Below are 21,043 nucleotides of genomic sequence, written 5' to 3' on the forward strand. Positions count from 1 at the left end.
CGATGCGTCTGTGGAAAGTTCGTGAAGGTGTGAGTGTGCGCCAGACGGCGTTCAGCCGCCAAGCACAGCTTGACGCAGACGATAGCCGCGCTGCGCCTTGCTCACATTGTCGATGTGCAACTCGGGCAGCACCGCCCGCAGGTCCTGTGCAAGCGCCTTCAGAATGCGCTCGCCCTGTCCTTCGCGGTCGTCGTCCGGCGCGTCGAGCAATTCGAGTTCGACTTCGACGAGCGGTTCCGTGTGACGTCGACCGTTGGCGTCCACCGCAACTTCGCCACGGTCGAAGGCGATTTCCACGGCGGTACCGTCACCGGCGACATAGCGCCACAGGCGTCGCACGAAGTTCGTCTCGAACTGCGCCACCACGCCCGCGCCCTCGGTACGCAGCAGATCGGCGGTCTCCGGCACGTCGCACGCGGCGATCAGTGCCGTCAGCTCAAGCGCCTCGCCGCCGACCGCCAGTTCCCACTCGTGACGCACATGCAGGCCGTCATGCGCTACGCCGACCGACTTGAGCGTTTGCAGCCATTGGCCGGCGTGTCCGTCACGCGCGACATACCGCAGGCGCAGCGCCGCTTTTGCGCGCGCGAACGCCAGCGCAGGGGTGTCGAAATAGCGATTGACGAGATGCCGTTCGCCCCGCGCTTCGGCACCGGGCAGACGGTCGAGGTGAGCAATCAGCGCGTCGGCGCGCGTGGCGGGAAGGTCGCCCGGCAGGGCGAGTTTGAGTTCGCGTTCGATGGCCATCGGGCCGCTCCTGTGAGAGGTCGCCTGGCGAAGCCGGGGGCGACATCGCCGGGCAGGAACGACGCGGCCTGTCAGGGTGCTCGGACGGTGCCCCGAGGTGGCGCACCGTGCCATCGTCGCGGAGGGCGGCGCGACTCGTGTTGGCGAGTCCGCCGCTTAGCGGGGCATGTCGAACAGCGTGGCGAGCGCATCGCCCGGCTCGGGCGCGCGCATGAAGGCTTCGCCGACGAGGAAGGCATTGACGTTGGCCGCGCGCATGCGCGTCACGTCGTCACGCGACAGGATACCCGACTCCGTCACGACCAGGCGATCGTCCGGAATGTGTTTGAGCAGGCCGAGCGTGGTGTCGAGCGTGACCTCGAAGGTGTGCAGGTTGCGATTGTTGATGCCGAGCAGCGGCGTGCGCAGCTCGAGTGCGGCGTCGAGCTCCTTGCCGTTGTGCACCTCGACGAGCACTGCCATGCCCAGTTCATGGGCCTGCGCCTCGAGATCGCGCATCTGTGAGAGCTCCAGCGCGGCGGCGATCAGCAGAATGCAGTCGGCCCCCATGTCGCGCGCCTCGTACACCTGATAGGCATCGATCATGAAGTCCTTGCGCAGCACGGGCAGATCGCACGCGGCACGCGCGGCTTTCAGATACGCGGGCGAGCCCTGGAAGAACTGCACGTCGGTCAGCACCGAGAGGCAGGCGGCGCCGCCGTTCTGATACGACTCGGCGATCTGGAGCGGCACGAAGTTCTCGCGAATCACGCCTTTCGACGGGCTCGCCTTCTTGATTTCGGCGATCACGCCAGAGAGGCCGCCGTCGATCTTCGTGCGCAACGACCCCACGAAATCGCGGGTGCGCAGGGCGCTGTCGCCAACGGTGGCTTCGGCGTCGCGGCGCAGGCTCGCGAAATCGCGTTCGCGCTTGGCGGCGGCCACTTCTTCGGCCTTAACGGCCAGGATCTTGTCGAGAACGGTAGACATATCGATGGGAGAAACGGGAGTTCTGTGAGTGACGAACGTCAGGCATTGCGTGCCATGACGTTCGCCGCTGTCGCTTCGTGTTGCGTATCGCCCCGGGGGGCTGGTGCTTACGCCTTGAACCGGTTCGTGAACGTGACGAACTGATCGAGCTTCGCACGCGCCGCGCCGCTGGCGAGGGACTCGCGCGCCATCTTGATGCCGTCGCCGATCGTCGGCGCGCGGTTGGCGGCATACAAGGCCGTTCCGGCGTTGAGTGCGACGATCTCGCGTGCGGTGCCCGCCTTGTCGTCAAGCGCGTCGAGCAGCATCGTCCTCGATTCTTCAGCGCTGGCGACCTTCAGGCTGCGATTGCTGACCATCTGCAAACCGAAGTCTTCCGGGTGGATTTCGTACTCGGTGACCTTGCCGTCCTTGAGTTCGCCCACGAGGGTGGACGCGCCGAGCGAGACTTCGTCCATGCCGTCCTTGCCGTAGACCACGAGCACGTGTTCTGCGCCAAGACGCTGCATCACGCGCACCTGAATGCCGACCAGATCGGGGTGGAACACGCCCATCAACTGGTTCGGCGCACCGGCCGGATTCGTGAGCGGGCCGAGAATGTTGAAGATCGTGCGCACGCCCATTTCCTTGCGCACGGCGGCCACGTTCTTCATCGCCGGATGATGGTTCGGCGCGAACATGAAACCGATGCCGACTTCGCGCAGGCATTCGGCCACCTGTTCGGGCGAGAGCATGATGTTCACGCCCAGCGCTTCGAGCACGTCGGCGCTGCCCGACTTGGAGCTCACGCCGCGGTTGCCGTGCTTGGCGACTTTCGCGCCAGCGCCGGCGGCCACGAACATCGAGGCGGTGGAGATATTGAACGTGTGCGACACGTCGCCGCCGGTGCCCACGATGTCGACGAAATGCTCATCGGCCGGGGCATCGACATGGTTGGCAAACTCGCGCATGACTTGCGCGGCGGCAGCGATTTCGCCAATGGTTTCCTTCTTCACGCGCAGGCCGGTGATGATCGCGGCCGACATGACCGGCGAGATCTCGCCCTTCATGATGAGACGCATCAGATGCAGCATCTCGTCGTGGAAGATTTCGCGGTGTTCGATGGTGCGCTGCAGGGCTTCTTGCGGGGTAATCATTGCGATGTCTCGTTATCGTTTCGATCGGTTCGGCTTGCTGGACGGCGGCACGCGTCAGGCGGCTTGCGCCACGCGCGGTGCGGCTTGCAGGAAGTTGCGCAGCACGTCGTGGCCATATGTCGAGAGAATGGACTCGGGGTGGAACTGCACGCCCTCGACGTCCAGTGTCTTGTGACGCACGCCCATGATTTCACCGTCGTCCGTCCAGGCCGTGACTTCGAGGCAGTCGGGCAGCGAGGCGCGCTCGATGGCCAGCGAGTGATATCGCGTGACGGTAAAGCGCTTGGGCAGGTTGGCGAACACGCCTTGCTGTGTGGTTTCGATCTCGCTCACCTTGCCGTGCATGATCTGCTGGGCGCGCACGACCTTGCCGCCGAAGGCTTCGCCGATGGCCTGATGACCGAGGCACACGCCGAGAATCGGAATCTGGCCGGCGAAGCGCTTGAGCACGTCGAGCGTGATACCGGCATTGGCCGGGCAGCTCGGGCCGGGCGAGAGGCAGATGCGCTCGGGGGAGAGTTCGGCGATCGCGTCGAGCGTGATTTCGTCGTTGCGATAGACCCGCACGTCTTCGCCCAGCTCACCGAAGTACTGGACGATGTTGTAGGTAAACGAGTCGTAGTTGTCGATCATCAGCAGCATGATGGTCCCTGTTCGTCTGGTGACAAAGGATTGTCGAACGCATGAGATTTGCGAATTCCCCCTGAGCGTGCCCCCACATTGAGTTCGCGATCCGCGGGGGAGGGCGCTATGGGGATGAGATAGACGTGGCGGGTTACCGCCACCAGCGCAGGGCGGCGGTCAGGGGCGACCAGAGGAGGGAGGAAGACTGATGCGACTTCATAGTGACGCCGATTGTAGCAGCATCTGCGGCGTGTCGTGACGGGGCGTCGTAAAAAGCGGGCAATCGACGGGTTTTGCGCGCGATAAGGGCAATTCTTGCAAGAATGTGCGCGCTACGGCTACCGTCGTTCGACGAATCTGCGACGGGGACACCGGAACGCCACGACGCGTGGCATTCCGGCACAGGCCCGTCCGGACGGACGCTCAGGTGGCCTTCTTCGCCCGCGTCGACTTTGCCGGGCCGGCGGTTTTCGCTGCCGCCGTGGTGCGCTTCGTGGCGGACGGCGCACGCTTTCGCAGCGCCGTTGCCGGGGCGTTGTCGGGGGCCGGGGTGGTCGATGCCGCCGACGCGGCGGGCGTTTTGGTGCGCATTCTGGCGCGCGTTGCCGGTCGCTTTGCTGACGAAGCGCGCGGCGCGGACGGGGTCTCGGCCTCCGCCTCCGCCTGCGCGGCAACTTGCTCGAACACGTCCAGCACACGCGTCAGGTCGCTTTGTTCGCCGCCGTCGAGCGGCACGGCGAAGCTCAGTTCCTTGACGGCCTTCGCCACCCGCCGGATGTTCTCCGGCGACGCCTGCGCCAGCATGCCGGGAATGGCCTGCATGGCCGCGTCGGGCGCCATGCGCAGCAATCCCGCCTGCCGTCGGATGATCTCGCGGAACGTCTCGATCGAGATATTGCGCTCGCCACGCGGCAGCGAGCGCGCCAGATTGAACTGACGCTCATCCGCTTCGCCATGCAGTCGATGCACCCACAGCAGCGCGCGAACACCGGCTTCGAGCAGGCCGCCCTGACGCAATTCGTGATGTCGCCGTGTCAGCGTTTCCCTGACGAACGCCACATGCTCGGGCGACGTGCCCGGGTGCACCCGGACCGCCGTGTCGTCGCTGCCGTGCAGCCCGGCAAGCGCTTGCACCCAAGGCTGACCGTAAATCAGTTCGAACGCTTTCTCGTAGCCGTCGTCGCGAATGTCCCGATAGAAGTTGAGCGACTGCTCGATGGCCGACGAGATGGCCGTCTCCAGCGCGAGGAACGGATTGTCCGGCGCCACCGTGTGACGCGTCTCGCGCACGCGTCCGGCTTTCTCGGCGAATGGCACGGCAAACGGATTGCGGTCCGACCACAGTTCGTAGCTCACACGTAGCGGGTGCAGCACACGCATCCAGTACGCCGACGTCGGCGTGACCATCGCACGGATCCACGGTTGCACGAGGCTGCGGTACAGCCCGAGGTGGATGTCCGACAGATGCGCGACAGCAGCGAAGCGTCGGTCGCTCTCGGTGTCCGGCTGCACGATGGCACGCACGTCCGCGACACTGCGCCGCTGGATCGACATCACGAAGTCCCCGTCGATCAACTCCTGATGCGGCGTGTCGGCGGTCTTGTCGGCGATTTGCGCCTGATAGATACCGGCGGGCAGCACGTCGATCAGATCGATGTTGTTGACGAACTTGCGATGTTCCTTGCGGCCCGTACTGCCGGATACGAAGATGCCCAGATGGCCGATGCTGTCGTGCGTGGCGTAGACGATCGTCTGATCGTGACTGAGCACTTCGGCGTCGTCGCGATACATGTCGGTCACGAAGCCGAGCGCCTGCGGGGGCGGCGTAATGTTGTCGCCGTACGAGCAGAAGACCACGATGGGCGAGCGGATGTTGCGCGGGTCGATCCGGATGCCGTCGCTCGTGATCAGTTCGGCGCTCGTGAGCCGATTGCCGACGAAGAGGTTGTCGACGATGTACTGCATCTCCTGCGCATTGAGAAAGACGTGACCGCCCCAGTATTTCTCGAAGCTGAGGTAGCGCGGTGCTTCGGTGTCGACGTTCGCGTAAAGGTGGTACTTCTTGCGCCACAGCGTGTTGGCGGGATCGAGGTTCTCGAAGTTCTGCACCAGCCAGGCGCCGTCGAAACGGCCGTCGCCGAGGTCGCTCGTGAGCGCCGTGAGCCAGCTGCCGCCGAGCAGGCCGCCGGAGTAGCGCATCGGATTGCGCCCGCGCCAACCCGCCCAGTACGACAACGGCGCACCGGCCACGATGATCGGACCGAAGAGTTCGGGACGCATCGCCGCCGTCATGAGCACCTGCCAGCCCGCCTGGCAATTGCCGATCACAGCGGGTTTGCCCGCGCTCTCCGGATGCAGCGAAATCACCTTTTCAAGGAACGCCGCTTCCGCACGCATCACGTCTTCGACCGTCTGTCCCGGTACCGGATCGGGCACGAATCCGACGAAATAGCACGGATGCCCCGCGCGCAACGCCGCACCGATCTCGCTGTCGGGCTTGAAGCCGCCGATGCCCGGGCCGTGGCCGGCACGTGGATCCACCACGACGAAGGGGCGGGCATTGGGCTGCGTCGGGGTGTCGTCGGGCGGCACGATACGCATCAGGCAGTAGTTGCACGGCCGGGGCAGGTCGTGTCCGTCGAGGATGACTTCGGCTGCGAAGTCGAGCACGTTCGGTGCCGATTCGGCGAGGTGCGCCTGATACTGATTGCCGCGCTGGCGCATGACGTCGGCGAACAGCACGCTGCGTTGCCACGCGTCGACGGCGTAGTCGGCGGCAGAAGCCATCCACGGCATGTTGGCCAGCCACGGATTGGCCCCAAGCCAGCCGTTATCGGGCGATGGTGCGGATGCGCGCGCCGAGGCCCGGCGCGACGACTGACGTTGGAGCGCAGCGGAAGCGCCGGCGGGGGCGGACGAAACTGACGACTTGGCAGGCATGACGAAGACCTCGCAAATCTGAATGACGGCGCCGGTTTACGGCGCAGATTGCGCGCGCCGGCGAAAGCCGCGGCCGACAGGGCGGCACCGGGCGCCGCGCGCGAAGACAACGCGCGCTACGCCATCGAACTGAGCGTGCGGCGAAAACGCCGCAGCGAGACAGCGAAGAACACGGCGCCGATGAAGGCGAGTGCCGCGAACTGCACCCACACGACACCGATGCCGGCGCCACGGAACAGAATCGCCTGGCCCAGTTCGACGAAGTGCGTCGTGGGGGCGGCGAGCATGATGTCCTGCACCACCTTGGGCATGCTTTCGCGCGGCGTGTTCCCGCCCGAGAGCATTTGCAGTGGCAGCAGCACGAGAATCAGCAACATGCCGAATTGCGGCATCGAGCGCGCCACCGTGGCGAGAAAGATGCCCATCGACGTGGTGGCGAACAAGTGCAGTGTCGCGCCGAGCAGGAACAACGCCACGGAGCCGCCGATCGGCACATGCAGCGCACCGCTCACGATCAGCCACAGCGACATGGCCGCCGCGATCAGCACCACCAGTCCCATCGACCACACTTTCGCCAGCATGATCTCGGTCGGTGTCACGGGCATGACGAGCAAGTGCTCGATGGTGCCGTGTTCGCGCTCGCGAATGAGGGCCGCACCCGTGAGAATGATCGAGAGCATCGTGATGTTGTTGATGATCTGCATGAGCGCGCCGAACCACGCGCGCTCGAGCGTCGGATTGAAGCGCACGCGCAACGCCAGATCGATCGGCATTTCCGGCACCGACCGGTATCGCTGCAGGAACTCGCGCACCTCCGCCGAGACGATCTGCTGCACGTAGCCGCTCCCCGAGAACGCTTGGCTCATGCGCGTGGCGTCCACATTGAGTTGCACCTCCGCCGAACGCCCGGCAAGCAAGTCGCGCTGGAAGTTCGGCGGAATGTTCAGCGCGAACGTGTAAGCGCCTTCGTCCATGCCCCGGTCAACGGCGTCGGCCGTGATCATGCGTGGCATGGTGAACTGCGGCGGGTAGAACGCGGAGATGATGCGCTGCGAGATCGGCGAGAAGTCTTCGTCCACGATCGCGATCGGCGCGAGGTGCAGGGTATCGGGCTGTGCCGTGGCCGACGAATACACCGACGCGGTGAACGTGTAGATGATGAGCACCAGCATCATCGGGTCGCGCACGAGGCTCCATAGCTCCTTCACGCCGAGCCGGTAGATGTTCGCGAGGTGGCGCAGCAACGGATGCTTGCGACGCGGCGGTGCCTCGGCCGCCGGCGAGGGCGACGCTGAGGGGGAAGCGGGCGTGGGCGCCTGCGGTGCGTTCGGGCTCGCCATCACTTGTCCTGTTTCTTGAGCAGCAGGATCGTGACGCCCAGAATGACGGGCACGGCGATCAGCATCGGCCAGAAGGAATTGCTCAGATCGGCAAACCCGAGCGCCTTGTTGAAGACGCCCCGGCTGATGATGAGCATGTGGGTCGCCGGATAGATCTCGCCGATGAATCGGCCCGAGCCTTCCATCGATGCCACCGGCGTGAGCATGCCGGAGAACTGAATCGCCGGAATCATGGTGCCGATCATCGTGAAGAACAGGGCCGCGATCTGGCTGCGGGTGAAGGTGGACGCCAGCAGGCCGATGCCCGTGGCGACCACGTTGAAGATGAAGACTGCGGTCAACAGCGTGAGGAAACTGCCCTTGACCGGCACACCGAACAGCGTGACCGCCATGAGTGTCATGAGCAGGAAGTTCAGCATCGCCAGCGCGACATAGGGAATCTGCTTGCCGATCAGGAATTCCGTGCGCGTGACGGGTGTGACGTACAGATTCAGGATCGAGCCGAGTTCCTTTTCACGCACCACGGACAGCGCAGTGAGCATGGCGGGCAGCATCAGCAACAGCAACGGAATGACGGCCGGCACCATTGCGGGCAGACTCCTCACATCGGGGTTGTAGCGAAAGCGCGTCTCGATGTCGAGCGAGGCGGTCGGGCTCACGCCAAGCCGCCGGAGCGACTGATCGGCCAGCCAGTTCTGATGCATGCCCTGCACGTAACCCTGCACTGTCTCCGCGCGCATCGGCATGGCGCCGTCGATCCACGCGCCGATCTGCACAGGCCTGCCGCGCGCCGCGTCGCGCGCGAACCCGGGCGGAATTTCGATGGCGAGCGACAGTTCGCCGCTGCGCATGCGGCGATCCATGTCGTCGTAATCGGTGATCGGCGGCTGCTCGATGAAATAGCGCGAGCCGGCGATGTTCATCGTGTAGTTCTGGCTCAACGTGGTGTTGTCGCGATCGAGCACGGCGTAGCGCAGGTCTTCCACGTCCATGTTGATGCCGTAGCCCATCACGAACATCAGCACGAGCGAGCCGATCAGTGCGAGCGCGGCGCGCACCGGATCGCGCTGCAATTCCAGCGTTTCGCGCCACAGGTAGCTCATCATGCGCCCCAGCGAGAATACCTGCCGGGGCGGGTGAGCGGCCTCGGGTGTCGGCGCGTTCGCTGTCGTCGCTGCCATCGCTTCCGTCGCTTCCGTCGCTTCCGTCGCTTCGGTTGTCGGGGACTGCGGCGCCTCCGGCGTGCCGCCGCCCGCTTCGACCAGATATTCGATGAACGCCTGCTCCAGCGTGGCGGCACCTTTGTCCTGCGTGATCTTCGCCGGCGGATCGGACACGAGCACCTTGCCCGCGTGCATCAGCGAGATACGATCGCACCGGTCGGCCTCGTTCATGAAGTGCGTGGAGATGAAGATCGTCACCTGATCGCGCCGCGAAAGCGCCACCAGCAGGCGCCAGAAGTTGTCGCGCGCGACCGGATCGACGCCCGATGTCGGCTCGTCGAGGATCAGCAACTCGGGTTTGTGCACCATCGCCACGGCGAGCGACAGCCGCTGACGCATGCCCAGCGGAATGCTGTCGGGCAGCGTGTCGACCACGTCGGCCAGGTCGAAGCGTTCGACCATTTCGTCGACGCGTGCCGCGACTTCGTGCTCGGGCACGTGGAACAGCCGCGCGTGCAGCACGAGGTTCTGATGCACCGTGAGTTCGGTGTAGAGCGAGAACGCCTGCGACATGTAACCCACGCGGCGGCGGGTGTCGATGTCCTTCGGGTTCACTTCGTGCCCGAACAGCCACGCCTGACCGTCGCTCGCTTGCAGCAGCCCGGTGAGCATCTTCATCGTGGTGGACTTGCCGCAGCCGTTCGAGCCCAGAAAGCCGAAGATCTCGCCGCGACGGATGCGGAAGTTCACATGGTCGACGGCGACGAAATCGCCGAAGCGCATGGTGAGTCCCTTGGCTTCGATGGCGATCTCGGTGTGTTCGTCGATATGCAGCGGCGGGATCACGACCGGCTCGTAGCCGACCTTCTTCTCGTCGGGCAGCAGATCGATGAACGCCGCTTCGAGATTGTCGCGGTGCGTGCGCGCGAGCAACTCGGCAGGGGTGCCGGTCGCGAGGATCTTGCCCGCGTCCATGGCGACGAGCCAGTCGAAGCGCTGTGCTTCGTCCATGTAGGCCGTGGCGACGATCACGCTCATGGCCGGACGCTCGCGGCGAATGCGCGCGATCAGGTCCCAGAACTGTGCCCGCGCGAGCGGATCGACACCCGTTGTCGGTTCGTCGAGAATCAGCAGATCGGGATCGTGAATCAGCGCGCAGCACAGGCCGAGCTTCTGCTTCATGCCACCCGAGAGCTTGCCTGCAGGACGGTCGAGAAACGGATGCAGCCCGGTGCTGCGGGTAAGGTCGTCGATGCGGCGGCGGCGCTCGGCGGCGTCGTGGCCGAACAGGCGCGCGAAGAATTGAAGGTTCTCTTCGACGGAGAGTGTGGGGTAGAGATTCTTGCCCAGCCCCTGCGGCATGTAGGCGATACGCGGGCAAACGAGCTCACGGTGCGCCTTGCTCGACATGTCGCCGTCCAACGCCTCGATGGTACCCGTCTGCACGGCGCGCGCGCCCGCAATGAGCGAGAGCAGCGTCGATTTGCCGACGCCGTCCGGCCCGATCAATCCCACCATGCAGTTGGCGGGAATGTCGATGGAAACGTCGTCGAGCGCGAGTGTCTTGCGGCCGTAGCGCAGTGACACACCGGCAACGTGGACCACTGGCGGCACGCCGTGACCCGGCGGTCGAGGCGATGCAGCGGACGAGGGAGAATCCGTCATGATGCACGCCTCACTGCGGCGGCAACTTCGTCTGCAATTGCGGCGGCCACGGCGTCTGGCTGTCGGTTCTCACCCACGCAACGCCCGGCAGGCCGGTCTTCACCACCTTCAGGTGCTGCTCCAGCAGTTCCGGCGCGATCTGTGCGCGCACGCGGAACATCAGCTTCTGGCGCTCGCTCTCCGTCTCGACCGTCTTCGGAGTGAACTGCGCCGTGCTGGAGACGAACGAGATGCTCGCCGGAATCACGAACTCGGGCGCCGCGTCGAGAATGATGCGGGCTTCGGCCCCCATCGCCAGACGTCCGGCCACTTCGGAGGGCAGGAAGAAGGTCATGTACACGTCGGACAGATCGACGAGGTTGAGCACGCGGCCACCAGCGGCGAGCACTTCGCCGGGCTGTGCCACGCGGAACTGCACGCGTCCGGCACGCGGGGCGCGCAGCTCGCTGTCGGTGATGTCGGCTTCGATGCGGTTGATCGTGGCCTGCGCGGCCTGCACCGTCGACTTCGCGCCGATGACCTGCGCGTTGGCGGCTTCGACTGCCGACTGCGCGGCGGCCACTTGCGCGCGGGCGGCCGTGACGGCGGCGCGGGTGCTGCGAACGCGGGCGCGGTCGTCGTCGAGTTCCTGCACCGACGACGCGCCTTCCTTCGACAGCGTTTCGGAGCGCGACTGGCGACGCTGGGCGGCGTCCAGCTCGGCCTCACGTGCCGCGACGTTCGCTTCGGCGGTCGCCTTGTCCGATACCCGGGCGGCGGCCTGTGCCTGAATCGCGGCCACGTTGGTGACCGCCTGCTGGTACTGTGCGCGCGCTTCGTCGCGCTGGGCATTCAGGGTGTCGATCTGCATTCTCGCGAGTACCTGACCCGCCTTCACGAAGTCGCCTTCGCGCACGTAGATTTCTTCGACGCGTCCGCCCAGCTTCGTCGCGATATCGATTTCGGTCGCTTCGATGCGCCCGTTGCCGCTGGCGAAACCTGCGCCGGGTCCCGTGTGCGTGAAAGACTTCCAGCCGTACCAGCCCACACCGAGCACGACCAGCACGATCAGTGCGGGAACCATCAGTTTCTTGGCGTTGAGCGTCATATTCGTTGACCTTGTGAATTTATCGGACGGTCTGCGCGGCGTCGTTCGTCTGGCCTGTCATCCCTGTACCGGCAGCCGCGGGTGCCCCCGCAGCGGCCGGCGCCATTGCGGCGGCGGGCGACGGCTCGATCACCCGCGGGGTGCGGGCGAACGGGCCTCCGGGCGGCGCGGCGGCGGGCATCAGGCGGCTGCCGCCCCCGAGCGCCGTGTAGAGCGACACGCGGGAGGAGAGCAACGCACGGCGCGTCTGAACCGTTTGTTGTTCGATGGCGAGCAGGTCGCGCTGGGCGTCGAGCACTTCGAGGAAGGCGGCGGCGCCGTGGTCGTAGCGCAACTTCGCGAGGCGGGCACGCTCGGCCTGGGCGTCCTGCGTGGCTTGCAGGATCGTGACCTGATCGGCCAGCCAGCGTCGCGCGCTCAAGGCGTCGGCGACGTCGCGGAAGGCGCCCTGAATCGTCTTCTCGTAGTTCGCCACCGACTCCACGCGACGGGCTTCGGCAAGATCGAGATTGTTGATGAGACGTCCGCCCTGGAAGATCGGCAGATTGATGCTCGGTGTGAAGGTCCACGCGGCGCTGCCCGCCTTGAACAGGCCGTCGAGCGCACTGCTGGCCGTGCCGACCGAGCCGGTAAGCGTGATCTGCGGGAAGAACGCCGCGCGCGCTGCGCCGATGTTCGCGTGCGCCGCGCGCAACTGATATTCGGCCGCGATGATGTCGGGGCGATCTTCGAGCAGCGATGACGGCAAACCGGGCTCGAGATCGCGCATCAGCCGCGCGTCGTCGAACGTGTGGTCGAGCGCCTCCGGCGACGTGTCGATCGGCGCGCCGACCAGCACCTGCAGGGCATGCGCCTGTGCGGCGCGTTGTTGCTCGAGTTGTGTGACGAGTGCCCGGGCCTGCTGCCAGAGCGTGGTCACTTCGGTGAGGTCGAGCTTCGATGTCGAACCGACCTGTTCGCGGCGCGTGAAGATGCGCAGCGATTCGGCGCGGCTTGCGACCGTCTGTTGGGCGAGTTCGATGCGTTCGTCGAATTCACGCAGGCTCAGCCATGTCTGCGCCACTTGCGAGATCAGGCTGAGTTCCAGCGCGCGACGAGATGCATCGGATGCCAAATAATCATCGAGCGCCGCGTCTTTCAGGTTGCGGATGCGTCCCCAGAAGTCCAGTTCCCATGTCGCCAGGCCGAGCCCGACCTGGTATTGGCTGCTGATATAGGGGTTGCCGGTGAGGCTCAGATCGGCGGGCAGACGCTGTCGCGTTTCGCTCGCGCCGACACCCAGCGACGGCATGAGATCGGCGCGCTGAATACCGTACACCGCTCGGGCTTGCTCGACGCGGGCGATCGCAACGCGAAGGTCACGATTGTTGGCCAGTGCGGTTTCGATCAGGCTGCGCAACTGCGGATCGGCGAAATACTCGCGCCAATCCAGCGTGGACGCCGGCTGTGCGGTCGCCGTAGCCGGTGACGTGCTGACGTCGGATGTCCAGACGTCGGCCACCGGCGCAGCAGGGCGCTCATAGGGTGGCGCCATCGAAATACAGCCGCCAAGCAGTGCCGCGAGGGTAGCGGCAAGTGCGGCCGTCGCGGTCGTCGCCAATGGATTTGCGACGCCGGAACGCATACGTGAATTGCATGGTTTCGCCATAGAAGTTTCGACCTCCCGACGGACGCCTCACTATAGCGCGGCGACGTCAATCGGCGTATACCAAATCGGTCGAAAAAAAGCGAACGGTTGTGCTAAATCAACAAGGGCCCCGAATCGACTAGAGGTTCAACTCAATCGATTCGGAGCCCTGCGTATTTTTTCACCGTGGTGTCATGCAACGCTGGCGTGCGTTCGTTTCGGTCTCCGCATCCGTTCTCGTTTCGGAAGCATCTTTGAACGGCAGCGTGCGTCATTTTGGTGCGGTGGCGATAGCCGCACCGGTCCATCCTTCCCGATCAGTATTCGGCGTCGAGGCCGTCCTGCACCTGCTCGGCGGCACGCAGCACGGCGCGGGCCTTGTTCTCGGTCTCTTGCCATTCCGATTCGGGCACCGAGTCGGCGACGATGCCGGCCGCTGCCTGCACATACAGGTTGCCGTCCTTGACCACGCCGGTGCGGATCGCAATGGCGACGTCCATTTCACCGCCGAACGACAGGTAGCCCACGGCGCCGCCGTACAGGCCGCGCTTGACCGGCTCCAATTCGTCGATCAGCTCCATTGCACGGACCTTCGGCGCACCGGTGAGCGTGCCGGCGGGGAAGGTGGCGCGCAGTACGTCGATGTTCGACAGGCCCGGCTGCAGGCGTCCCTCGACCGAGCTCACGATGTGTTGAACATGTGAGTACTTCTCGATCACCATCTTGTCGGTGACTTCCACCGTGCCCGTCTGCGCGATACGGCCCACGTCGTTGCGCGCCAGATCGATGAGCATGACGTGCTCTGCAATTTCCTTTGGATCGCAAAGCAATTCGGTGGCAAGCTCTGCATCACGCTCCGGCGTGGCGCCGCGCGGGCGGGTGCCGGCGAGGGGGCGGATCGTGACGATCTCGTGTTCGCCGTCGGGCGTCTGCCGACGTTCCTGACGCACCAGAATTTCCGGCGACGCGCCAACCACCTGGAAGTCGCCGAAGTTGTAGAAGTACATGTACGGCGACGGATTGAGCGAGCGCAGCGCGCGATAGAGCGAGAGCGGGGCGTCGCGGTACGGCTTGATGAGGCGCTGGCCGACCTGCACCTGCATGAGTTCGCCTGCCGCGATGGCTTCCTTGGCCTTGGCCACGGCCGCGAGGTAGTCGGGCTTGGCGAATTCGCGGAAGGTTTCGGTGCGCACGCTGCCGGAGGTGACCGGTGCATCGACCGGCGCCTTCAGCCGCGCGCGCAGGTCGCGCAGACGCAGGCGCGCCTTCGAATAGGCTTCGGGTTGCGTGGGGTCGGCGTAGATGATCAGGTAGAGCTTGCCCGTGAGGTTGTCGATCACGGCGAGTTCTTCCGTGAGCAGCAACTGGATGTCGGGCAGGTTCAGGTCGTCGCGCGGCGTGGTGTACGCGAGCTTCTTTTCGATGTAGCGCACGGCGTCGTAGCCGAAGTAACCCGCGAGACCGCCGCAAAAGCGCGGCATGCCCGGGCGCAGGGCCACCTTGAAACGTGCCTGGAACTGCGTGATGAATTCGAGCGGGTCGCCGTCGTGCGTTTCGACGACCATGCCGTCGCGCACGACTTCGGTCTTCGGGCCGTAGCTGCGCAGCAGCGTGTGGGCGGACAGGCCGATGAACGAGTAGCGGCCGAAGCGCTCGCCGCCGACGACCGATTCGAGCAGGAAGGTGTTGGCGCCGCGCCGGTCGCCCAGCGCGAGCTTGAGGTACAGCGAGAGCGGCGTATCGAGATCGGCAAAGGCTTCGGCGATCAGCGGGATGCGGTTGAAGCCTTGATTGGCCAGCGATTTGAATTCGAGTTCGGTCATGTTGCACTCTGCCTGCAGGTTTGCCGGCGGGCGGTCCCGCGAAATCGGCGTGGATTGGCGTTGAGAATACCTGAGTCGTGTTCGGGGTGGACGTGCTGACCCACGTCGTGTGGCGGCGCATGCGCGTGCATCAGCGATGCGACGGCAAATGCCACGTCTCGACGAATCCGCACGCCGTGCAAGACGGCGCGCCGATCAATGACTTCTTGGGAACAACATCGATGCAAGAAACGGGTTGCTGAAGACGAACTCCAGCGGTCCCGGCCACCCCTTTGGAAGGGTTCAGCAGGACCAGCGTCGCCAGGGCCAGGCCCCCCGGTCGATCACGCCAAGACTCCGTTTCTTGTTCAGGAACATTGCGGTTGAGTGCAGTGTGGATGACGGCGAATTCAGCTCGCCAGTGTGGACGTTGCCTTGGGCACGATGGCCCGGGCGGCGCCCAGAATTGAGGCGACTATACCATCCGTGTCGATCGTTTGTATAGATTCGCCATGGTTGTAGCCGTAAGGCACGGTCAACGACGCGCAGCCTGCCGCGCGTGCCGCCTGGGCGTCGTTGCCGGAGTCGCCGACGAGCACCGCCTGCGACGGCGACACGCCGAATGCCTCGCATGCCTTGACGAGCGGCATCGGGTCCGGCTTGCGCTTGGGCCACGAATCGCCGCCGTACACCAGGTCGAACTGATCGGCGATGCCGTAGTGTTCGAGCAGGGCGACCGCGAAGCGGTGCTGCTTGTTGGTGATGCAGGCCACCGGCAGACCGGCGTCGCGCAACGCGGCCAGGCCTTCGCGTACTTCGGGGTAGAGCACCGTGTTCTCGCCGTTGATCGACGTGTAGACGGCTTCATATCTGGCCTCCGCGCGCGCGAACAGGCCGTCGATGTCACTTTCGGGGAAGCGTTCGGCCAGCGTCTTGCGCACGAGATTGGCGGTGCCCTTGCCCACGAACGTCATGAGGCGTTCGGTCGGCACGGGCGCGGCGCCCAGATCGGCCAGCATGGCGTTCAGGGCCACGCTGAAGTCGCCTGCGGTGTCGACGAGCGTGCCGTCGAGATCGATCAGGACAGCACGAATGCCGTCCAGCTGAAGATGCGGATTCTGGATCATGCAACGCTCGCGAGTTGGGCGCGCATCTGATCGATTACCGCCTTGTAGTCGGGTTTTCCGAAGATGGCCGAACCGGCGACGAAGGTGTCGGCACCGGCGGCCGCGATTTCGGCGATGTTGTCGACCTTCACGCCGCCATCGATTTCCAGACGGATCTCGCGGCCGGTCTCGGCCGTGTACGCGTCGATGCGCGCACGCACCGCGCGCAGCTTGTTGAGCGCTTCGGGAATGAACGACTGGCCGCCGAAGCCGGGGTTCACCGACATGATGAGCACCATGTCCAGGCGGTCCATCACGTGATCGAGGTAGTGCAGCGGCGTGCCCGGGTTGAAGACGAGGCCGGCCTTGCAGCCGTTGTCGCGGATGAGGCCGAGGGTGCGGTCGACGTGCTCCGAGGCTTCCGGGTGGAACGTAATGAGGTTGGCACCCGCCTTGGCGAAGTCGGGCACGATGCGGTCGACCGGACGAACCATCAGGTGCACGTCGATGGGCACGTCCACGTGCGGGCGGATGGCCTCGCAGACCATCGGGCCGATCGTCAGGTTGGGAACGTAATGGTTATCCATCACGTCGAAGTGAATCCAGTCGGCGCCTGCCGCCACGACGTTACGGACTTCTTCGCCCAGCCGGGCAAAGTCGGCGGACAGGATGCTGGGGGCGATACAGAATTGCGTCATGGCGGGGCGGGGGAATAGCGTCAAAACCGCTATTTTAAAGCTTTCGCATGACGGCTGCCCGCAGTGGGCCGGAAAGGCCGCCCGGGGCCGGCCCGGTCGGGGGCGGCCCCAAGCGGATTGCTGGCGGGGCCGGCGGCGCGATGTCCGTCACGTCTGCCGGTTGCGACCCGCGACGACTTGCCGCAGAATGCCTTGCAAAACGAGACGCTGCGTGTGACGGAGATCCGTCACGATGCCAGAGAATCGGCAAGATACCAGGCGGCCAGGGCTGCCATGACCAGAACGCCATCAGAGAGCACGCATGCGTAACAGCACCAGCCAACGCACCACCCGACGCAACACCCGAAGGAACACCCGATGAGCCAGTACGAATTTACCGTCACGGTGCGCCCGCAATATCTCCCGGAGCAGTCGGAGCCGGATCGTCGGCAATACGCCTTCGCCTACACGATCACGATCGTGAACACCGGTCAGGCGCCGGCCCAGTTGATCTCGCGCCATTGGGTCATCACCGACGGCGACAACAAGGTGCAGGAAGTGAACGGTCTGGGCGTGGTCGGTCATCAACCGTTCCTCCAGCCCGGCGAGCAGTTCGAATACACGAGCTGGGCGATGGTGGTCACGCCGGTGGGCACCATGCGCGGCGAGTTCTTCTGCGTGGCCGAGGACGGCACGCGCTTCGAAGTTCCCATCGCCGAGTTCGCCCTGACCATGCCGCGCACGTTGCACTGAGCCGGGCATGCGCGCGGTGTTCGGGCGTCAGCGGCGGTCGTCGGACCAGTCTTCCCGCTTGAGCGGATCGTCGGACGCGCGCGCGTTCGGATCCGGGGCGAGGGGATCGATCGGATCGACGGTGTCGCTCGGCATCGGCCGGACAGCGCGTGTCTGGCGAACCCTGCGCCGTGGCGACGGCTTGCGACGCATGATCACGATAGCGGCGACGATCACGATCGCCAGCAACACTTCCGGCAAGACCAGCAACGCCGGATATTCATCGAACAGATTACCCATGACGCTTTTCCTGAATGTGTTCGGGCGGTGGCGTGCCGGCCGGGGCCTGGCGCTCGCCGCGTTTGCCGCATTGCTTTACGGTTGTTCGAGTGTGCCTCCGTCGGGCACCTATCGTCCAGGCACGCCGCCGTCGAATGTCGCGACGCCGCCTTCGGGCGCGGGTCGCCTGCAGGCCGTGTCGTGGTCGCAGGTCGACGGCTGGCAGGACGATTCGCTGATCGGCGCACGCCTCGCGCTTGCCCAGAGCTGCGTGAAGCTGGTTCGTCAGAGCAACTGGCAGCCTGCCTGCCGCGCGTCGGAGCAACTCGACGATCTCGATCCTGCAGCCGTTCGTCAGTTCTTCGAACAGTACTTTACGCCGTTTCGCATCGCGAACTCCGACGGCACGCAATCGGGCCTGATCACCGGCTACTACGAGCCGCTGTTGCATGGCTCGCGCGTGCGCGCCGGTATCTATCAGACGCCGCTCTACAAATGGCCGGCCGGGCGCAAGGCGGGGTCGTTGCCCGCGCGCGCGGAACTCATGCGCAGCGGCATGCTGCGTGGCAGTGAGCTTGTGTACGTGGACGACCCCATCGAAGCGTTTTTCCTGCAGGTGCAGGGCTCGGGGCAGGTGCTGCTCGACGACGGGACGGTCATGCGTGTCGGCTACGCGGGTAACAACGATCAGCCGTACAAGTCGATCGGCCGCTGGTTGATCGATCGCGGCGAGATCACGGCGGCGCAGGCGACGATGCAGGGCATTCGCGCCTGGGCGCGGGCCAATCCGGCGCGGGTCGATGCATTGCTCGACGTCAACCCGCGCTTCGTCTTCTTCCGCGAGATGCCGAACCACGGCGTGGGCGGGATCGAAGGGCCGATCGGTGCGCTGGGTGTGCCGCTCACTGCTGAACGTTCGATTGCGGTCGATCCGGCGTCGATTCCGCTGGGCAGCCCGGTGTTTCTCGCGACGACCCGACCGCCGTTCGGCGTGCAGGCGAACGCGCCGATCAACCGGCTGATGTTCGCGCAGGACACGGGCAGCGCCATCAAGGGCGGTGTGCGCGCCGACTTCTTCTGGGGCCTCGGCGACGATGCCGGCGATCTGGCCGGACGCATGCGTCAGAGCGGCAGGATGTGGGTGTTTCTGCCGAACCAGTAACGCCGGACGGCATTTCGCCGTGCGCGCAGCCAAGAAAAAGCCCGCGAGATTCGCGGGCTTTTTCGTTGCAGGATCCTCTCTCGAGAATCAGCGCGGACGCTTGTCCAGCACGCGGCGCGCCTTGCCGACCGAGCGCTCGATGCCGCCGACCGGCTTCACACGCACGGCGCACGACACGCCGATGAGGGTCTTGATATCGCGCTTGAGCTCGCCGCCCGCCGATTGCAGTGCGCTGTCGTCGTGGCAACCCGCCGCCGCTTCGACTTCCACAGCCATCGTGTCCATCGGGCCTTCCTTGTCCAGAATGATCTGGTAGTGCGGCGAGAGCACTGCGTGACGCAGCAGCAACTCTTCGATCTGCGACGGGAAAACGTTCACGCCGCGAATGATCATCATGTCGTCCGAGCGGCCGGTGATCTTCTCCATGCGGCGCATCGTGCGGGCCGTACCCGGCAGCAGACGCGTGAGGTCGCGCGTGCGATAGCGGATGATCGGCAGCGCTTCCTTCGTGAGCGACGTGAACACCAGTTCGCCGAATTCGCCGTCGGGCAGCACTTCCCCGGTTTCCGGATCGATGATTTCGGGATAGAAGTGATCTTCCCAGATCGTCGGGCCGTCCTTCGTCTCGGCGCACTCGCAGGCCACGCCCGGGCCCATCACTTCGGACAGGCCGTAGATGTCGACCGCATCGATGCCCATGCGCTTCTCGATGGCCGAGCGCATGTCGTTCGTCCACGGCTCGGCACCGAAGATGCCGATGCGCAGCGACGACTCGGCCGCCACCATGCCCTGACGCTCGAGTTCATCGGCAATCGCGAGCATGTAGCTCGGCGTGACCATGATGATGTCGGGCTTGAAGTCCCGAATCAGTTGCACCTGCTTCTCGGTCTGGCCGCCGCCGAACGGGATCACCGTCAGGCCGGCGCGCTCGGCGCCGTAATGCGCACCCAGGCCGCCCGTGAACAGACCGTAGCCGTAGCTGACATGCACCTTGTCGCCACGACGCGCGCCCGATGCACGAATGGAACGTGCGACCAGATCGGCCCACGTGCTGATGTCGTTGGCGGTGTAGCCGACGACCGTCGGCTTGCCGGTGGTACCCGAGGAGGCGTGCACGCGCGAGACCTGTTCCATCGGCACGGCAAACATGCCGAACGGATAGCTGTCGCGCAGATCCTGTTTCGTCGTGAACGGGAACTTGGCCAGATCGGCCAGCGAGGTCAGATCGTCCGGGTGGACGCCGGCCTCTTCGAACTTCCGGCGATACACCGGCGAGTTCTCATAGGCATGCCGCAGCGACGTCTTCAGGCGGTCGAGCTGAAGGGCGCGCAGTTCGTCGAGGCTCGCTTTCTCGATCGGCTCGAGCGGCAAGGCGGTGGTCATGACTGTCTCCTTGGGGACTTGCTACTTGCTACTACTTACTAATGACGTGTGTGTCTCGTGCTTCCGTGCCCGGACCCACGTGCTGCCCGGGCCGCGTCAGACGACGTTGCCCTTGATCTGTGCGGACTTGCCGCGAAACATCGCCACGACTTCGCCTGCGGAATTCGTCAGACGGATGTCGTAGACACCGTGGCGACCCGAAAGCACCTGTTCCTGGGCTTCGGCCGTGAGCGTGTCGCCACCGGCCACCGGCTTGAGGAATTCGATGCTGCAGCCGGCTGCGACCGTGTTGATGTTGTAACTGTTGCACGCGAAGGCGAAGGTCGAATCGGCCAGCGTGAACATCAGGCCACCGTGACAGATGGCATGGCCGTTGAGGAATTCGTCGCGGATGCGCATCGACATGCGCGCGTAACCCGGACGCACTTCCTGCAGTTCCATGCCCAGCCACTGGCTCGCGCGGTCGCTGCTGTACATGGCCTCGCCCGTGGCGCGGGCGAGCTCTTCCGGTGTCATCTCGCTGGGTGCCTTGGCGGCGGAGGAGGTCAGGCTCATCGTGTCTCTCGTCTTGTTATGGTGTCGGTCTCTCGCGCGGCGCCGGATT

The 21,043-nt window shown here is 65.1% G+C and carries 17 protein-coding genes; 2 read left to right on the top strand and 15 right to left on the bottom strand.

Annotated features, from left to right (window positions below):
- Positions 1-51: 51 nt before the first annotated feature.
- From ABWO90_RS19195 to rpe, 12 genes are all read right to left on the bottom strand, one after another.
- On the bottom strand, positions 52-747 hold the full coding sequence (locus ABWO90_RS19195) for a CYTH domain-containing protein (RefSeq protein ID WP_353192820.1): 696 nt from the start codon (positions 745-747) through the stop codon (positions 52-54).
- A gap of 156 nt (positions 748-903) precedes the next feature.
- Entirely contained in the window at positions 904-1,716 is an 813-nt protein-coding gene (gene trpC / locus ABWO90_RS19200; protein WP_353192821.1) for an indole-3-glycerol phosphate synthase TrpC, read from the bottom strand.
- A 107-nt stretch (positions 1,717-1,823) separates the two neighbouring features.
- Positions 1,824-2,852, bottom strand: coding sequence for an anthranilate phosphoribosyltransferase (gene trpD / locus ABWO90_RS19205; RefSeq protein WP_353192822.1), 1,029 nt, complete (start codon positions 2,850-2,852; stop codon positions 1,824-1,826).
- Positions 2,853-2,906: 54 nt separating this feature from the next.
- Positions 2,907-3,494 carry an anthranilate synthase component II gene (locus ABWO90_RS19210; protein ID WP_353192823.1) on the bottom strand — a complete coding sequence of 196 codons (588 nt, stop codon included), beginning with the start codon at positions 3,492-3,494 and terminating at the stop codon, positions 2,907-2,909.
- 405 nt (positions 3,495-3,899) lie between these two features.
- Positions 3,900-6,272, bottom strand: a complete 2,373-nt coding sequence (locus tag ABWO90_RS19215; protein WP_353192843.1) for a DUF3141 domain-containing protein — start codon at positions 6,270-6,272, stop codon at positions 3,900-3,902.
- A 260-nt stretch (positions 6,273-6,532) separates the two neighbouring features.
- A complete protein-coding gene (locus ABWO90_RS19220; RefSeq protein WP_353192844.1) occupies positions 6,533-7,660 on the bottom strand; it encodes an ABC transporter permease in 1,128 nt (375 codons plus the stop codon).
- Between the two features lie 95 nt (positions 7,661-7,755).
- A complete protein-coding gene (rbbA, locus tag ABWO90_RS19225; protein WP_353192824.1) occupies positions 7,756-10,584 on the bottom strand; it encodes a ribosome-associated ATPase/putative transporter RbbA in 2,829 nt (942 codons plus the stop codon).
- Between the two features lie 10 nt (positions 10,585-10,594).
- Positions 10,595-11,671, bottom strand: a complete 1,077-nt coding sequence (locus tag ABWO90_RS19230) for an HlyD family secretion protein (protein ID WP_353192825.1) — start codon at positions 11,669-11,671, stop codon at positions 10,595-10,597.
- 19 nt (positions 11,672-11,690) lie between these two features.
- Positions 11,691-13,295, bottom strand: a complete 1,605-nt coding sequence (locus tag ABWO90_RS19235; RefSeq protein WP_353192826.1) for an efflux transporter outer membrane subunit — start codon at positions 13,293-13,295, stop codon at positions 11,691-11,693.
- 320 nt (positions 13,296-13,615) lie between these two features.
- Positions 13,616-15,121, bottom strand: a complete 1,506-nt coding sequence (trpE, locus tag ABWO90_RS19240) for an anthranilate synthase component I (RefSeq protein WP_353192827.1) — start codon at positions 15,119-15,121, stop codon at positions 13,616-13,618.
- A gap of 389 nt (positions 15,122-15,510) precedes the next feature.
- Positions 15,511-16,227, bottom strand: a complete 717-nt coding sequence (locus ABWO90_RS19245; protein WP_353192828.1) for a phosphoglycolate phosphatase — start codon at positions 16,225-16,227, stop codon at positions 15,511-15,513.
- Positions 16,224-16,904: a ribulose-phosphate 3-epimerase gene (gene rpe / locus ABWO90_RS19250; RefSeq protein ID WP_039406078.1), complete on the bottom strand. Its 681-nt coding sequence runs from the start codon at positions 16,902-16,904 to the stop codon at positions 16,224-16,226. Before rpe ends, ABWO90_RS19245 begins: the two co-directional genes overlap by 4 nt.
- Positions 16,905-17,261: 357 nt before the next feature.
- Between rpe and apaG the strand changes: the two genes are divergently transcribed.
- Positions 17,262-17,636, top strand: a complete 375-nt coding sequence (gene apaG / locus ABWO90_RS19255) for a Co2+/Mg2+ efflux facilitator ApaG/CorD (RefSeq protein ID WP_353192829.1) — start codon at positions 17,262-17,264, stop codon at positions 17,634-17,636.
- Positions 17,637-17,663: 27 nt separating this feature from the next.
- Here apaG and ABWO90_RS19260 read toward each other — a convergent pair whose 3' ends face one another.
- Complete coding sequence (locus ABWO90_RS19260; protein WP_353192846.1) at positions 17,664-17,915, bottom strand: hypothetical protein; 252 nt, start codon at positions 17,913-17,915, stop codon at positions 17,664-17,666.
- Here ABWO90_RS19260 and mltA point away from each other — a divergent pair.
- Positions 17,914-19,056: a murein transglycosylase A gene (gene mltA, locus ABWO90_RS19265; RefSeq protein WP_502922660.1), complete on the top strand. Its 1,143-nt coding sequence runs from the start codon at positions 17,914-17,916 to the stop codon at positions 19,054-19,056. The two genes, ABWO90_RS19260 and mltA, sit on opposite strands and share 2 nt — an antisense overlap.
- A gap of 87 nt (positions 19,057-19,143) precedes the next feature.
- On the opposite strand, the gene paaK is transcribed toward mltA, so the two are convergent.
- Together paaK and paaI are read right to left on the bottom strand one after the other, a co-directional pair.
- Entirely contained in the window at positions 19,144-20,439 is a 1,296-nt protein-coding gene (gene paaK, locus ABWO90_RS19270) for a phenylacetate--CoA ligase PaaK (RefSeq protein WP_353192831.1), read from the bottom strand.
- A gap of 96 nt (positions 20,440-20,535) precedes the next feature.
- Entirely contained in the window at positions 20,536-20,994 is a 459-nt protein-coding gene (gene paaI / locus ABWO90_RS19275; protein WP_502922661.1) for a hydroxyphenylacetyl-CoA thioesterase PaaI, read from the bottom strand.
- Between the last annotated feature and the right edge of the window lie 49 nt (positions 20,995-21,043).

The sequence above is a fragment of the Pandoraea pnomenusa genome, from assembly GCF_040391475.1.
Classification (GTDB): domain Bacteria; phylum Pseudomonadota; class Gammaproteobacteria; order Burkholderiales; family Burkholderiaceae; genus Pandoraea; species Pandoraea pnomenusa_C.

Excerpts from the sequence above, each read along its gene's own strand:
- ABWO90_RS19195 (WP_353192820.1), bottom strand. The coding sequence starts at position 747 with ATGGCCATCGAACGCGAACTCAAACTCGCCCTGCCGGGCGACCTTCCC.
- trpC (WP_353192821.1), bottom strand. The coding sequence starts at position 1,716 with ATGTCTACCGTTCTCGACAAGATCCTGGCCGTTAAGGCCGAAGAAGTG.
- trpD (WP_353192822.1), bottom strand. The coding sequence starts at position 2,852 with ATGATTACCCCGCAAGAAGCCCTGCAGCGCACCATCGAACACCGCGAA.
- ABWO90_RS19210 (WP_353192823.1), bottom strand. The coding sequence starts at position 3,494 with ATGCTGCTGATGATCGACAACTACGACTCGTTTACCTACAACATCGTC.
- ABWO90_RS19215 (WP_353192843.1), bottom strand. The coding sequence starts at position 6,272 with ATGCCGTGGATGGCTTCTGCCGCCGACTACGCCGTCGACGCGTGGCAA.
- rbbA (WP_353192824.1), bottom strand. The coding sequence starts at position 10,584 with ATGACGGATTCTCCCTCGTCCGCTGCATCGCCTCGACCGCCGGGTCAC.
- ABWO90_RS19230 (WP_353192825.1), bottom strand. The coding sequence starts at position 11,671 with ATGACGCTCAACGCCAAGAAACTGATGGTTCCCGCACTGATCGTGCTG.
- ABWO90_RS19235 (WP_353192826.1), bottom strand. The coding sequence starts at position 13,295 with ATGCGTTCCGGCGTCGCAAATCCATTGGCGACGACCGCGACGGCCGCA.
- trpE (WP_353192827.1), bottom strand. The coding sequence starts at position 15,121 with ATGACCGAACTCGAATTCAAATCGCTGGCCAATCAAGGCTTCAACCGC.
- ABWO90_RS19245 (WP_353192828.1), bottom strand. The coding sequence starts at position 16,227 with ATGATCCAGAATCCGCATCTTCAGCTGGACGGCATTCGTGCTGTCCTG.
- rpe (WP_039406078.1), bottom strand. The coding sequence starts at position 16,904 with ATGACGCAATTCTGTATCGCCCCCAGCATCCTGTCCGCCGACTTTGCC.
- apaG (WP_353192829.1), top strand. The coding sequence starts at position 17,262 with ATGAGCCAGTACGAATTTACCGTCACGGTGCGCCCGCAATATCTCCCG.
- mltA (WP_502922660.1), top strand. The coding sequence starts at position 17,914 with ATGACGCTTTTCCTGAATGTGTTCGGGCGGTGGCGTGCCGGCCGGGGC.
- ABWO90_RS19260 (WP_353192846.1), bottom strand. The coding sequence starts at position 17,915 with ATGGGTAATCTGTTCGATGAATATCCGGCGTTGCTGGTCTTGCCGGAA.
- paaK (WP_353192831.1), bottom strand. The coding sequence starts at position 20,439 with ATGACCACCGCCTTGCCGCTCGAGCCGATCGAGAAAGCGAGCCTCGAC.
- paaI (WP_502922661.1), bottom strand. The coding sequence starts at position 20,994 with ATGAGCCTGACCTCCTCCGCCGCCAAGGCACCCAGCGAGATGACACCG.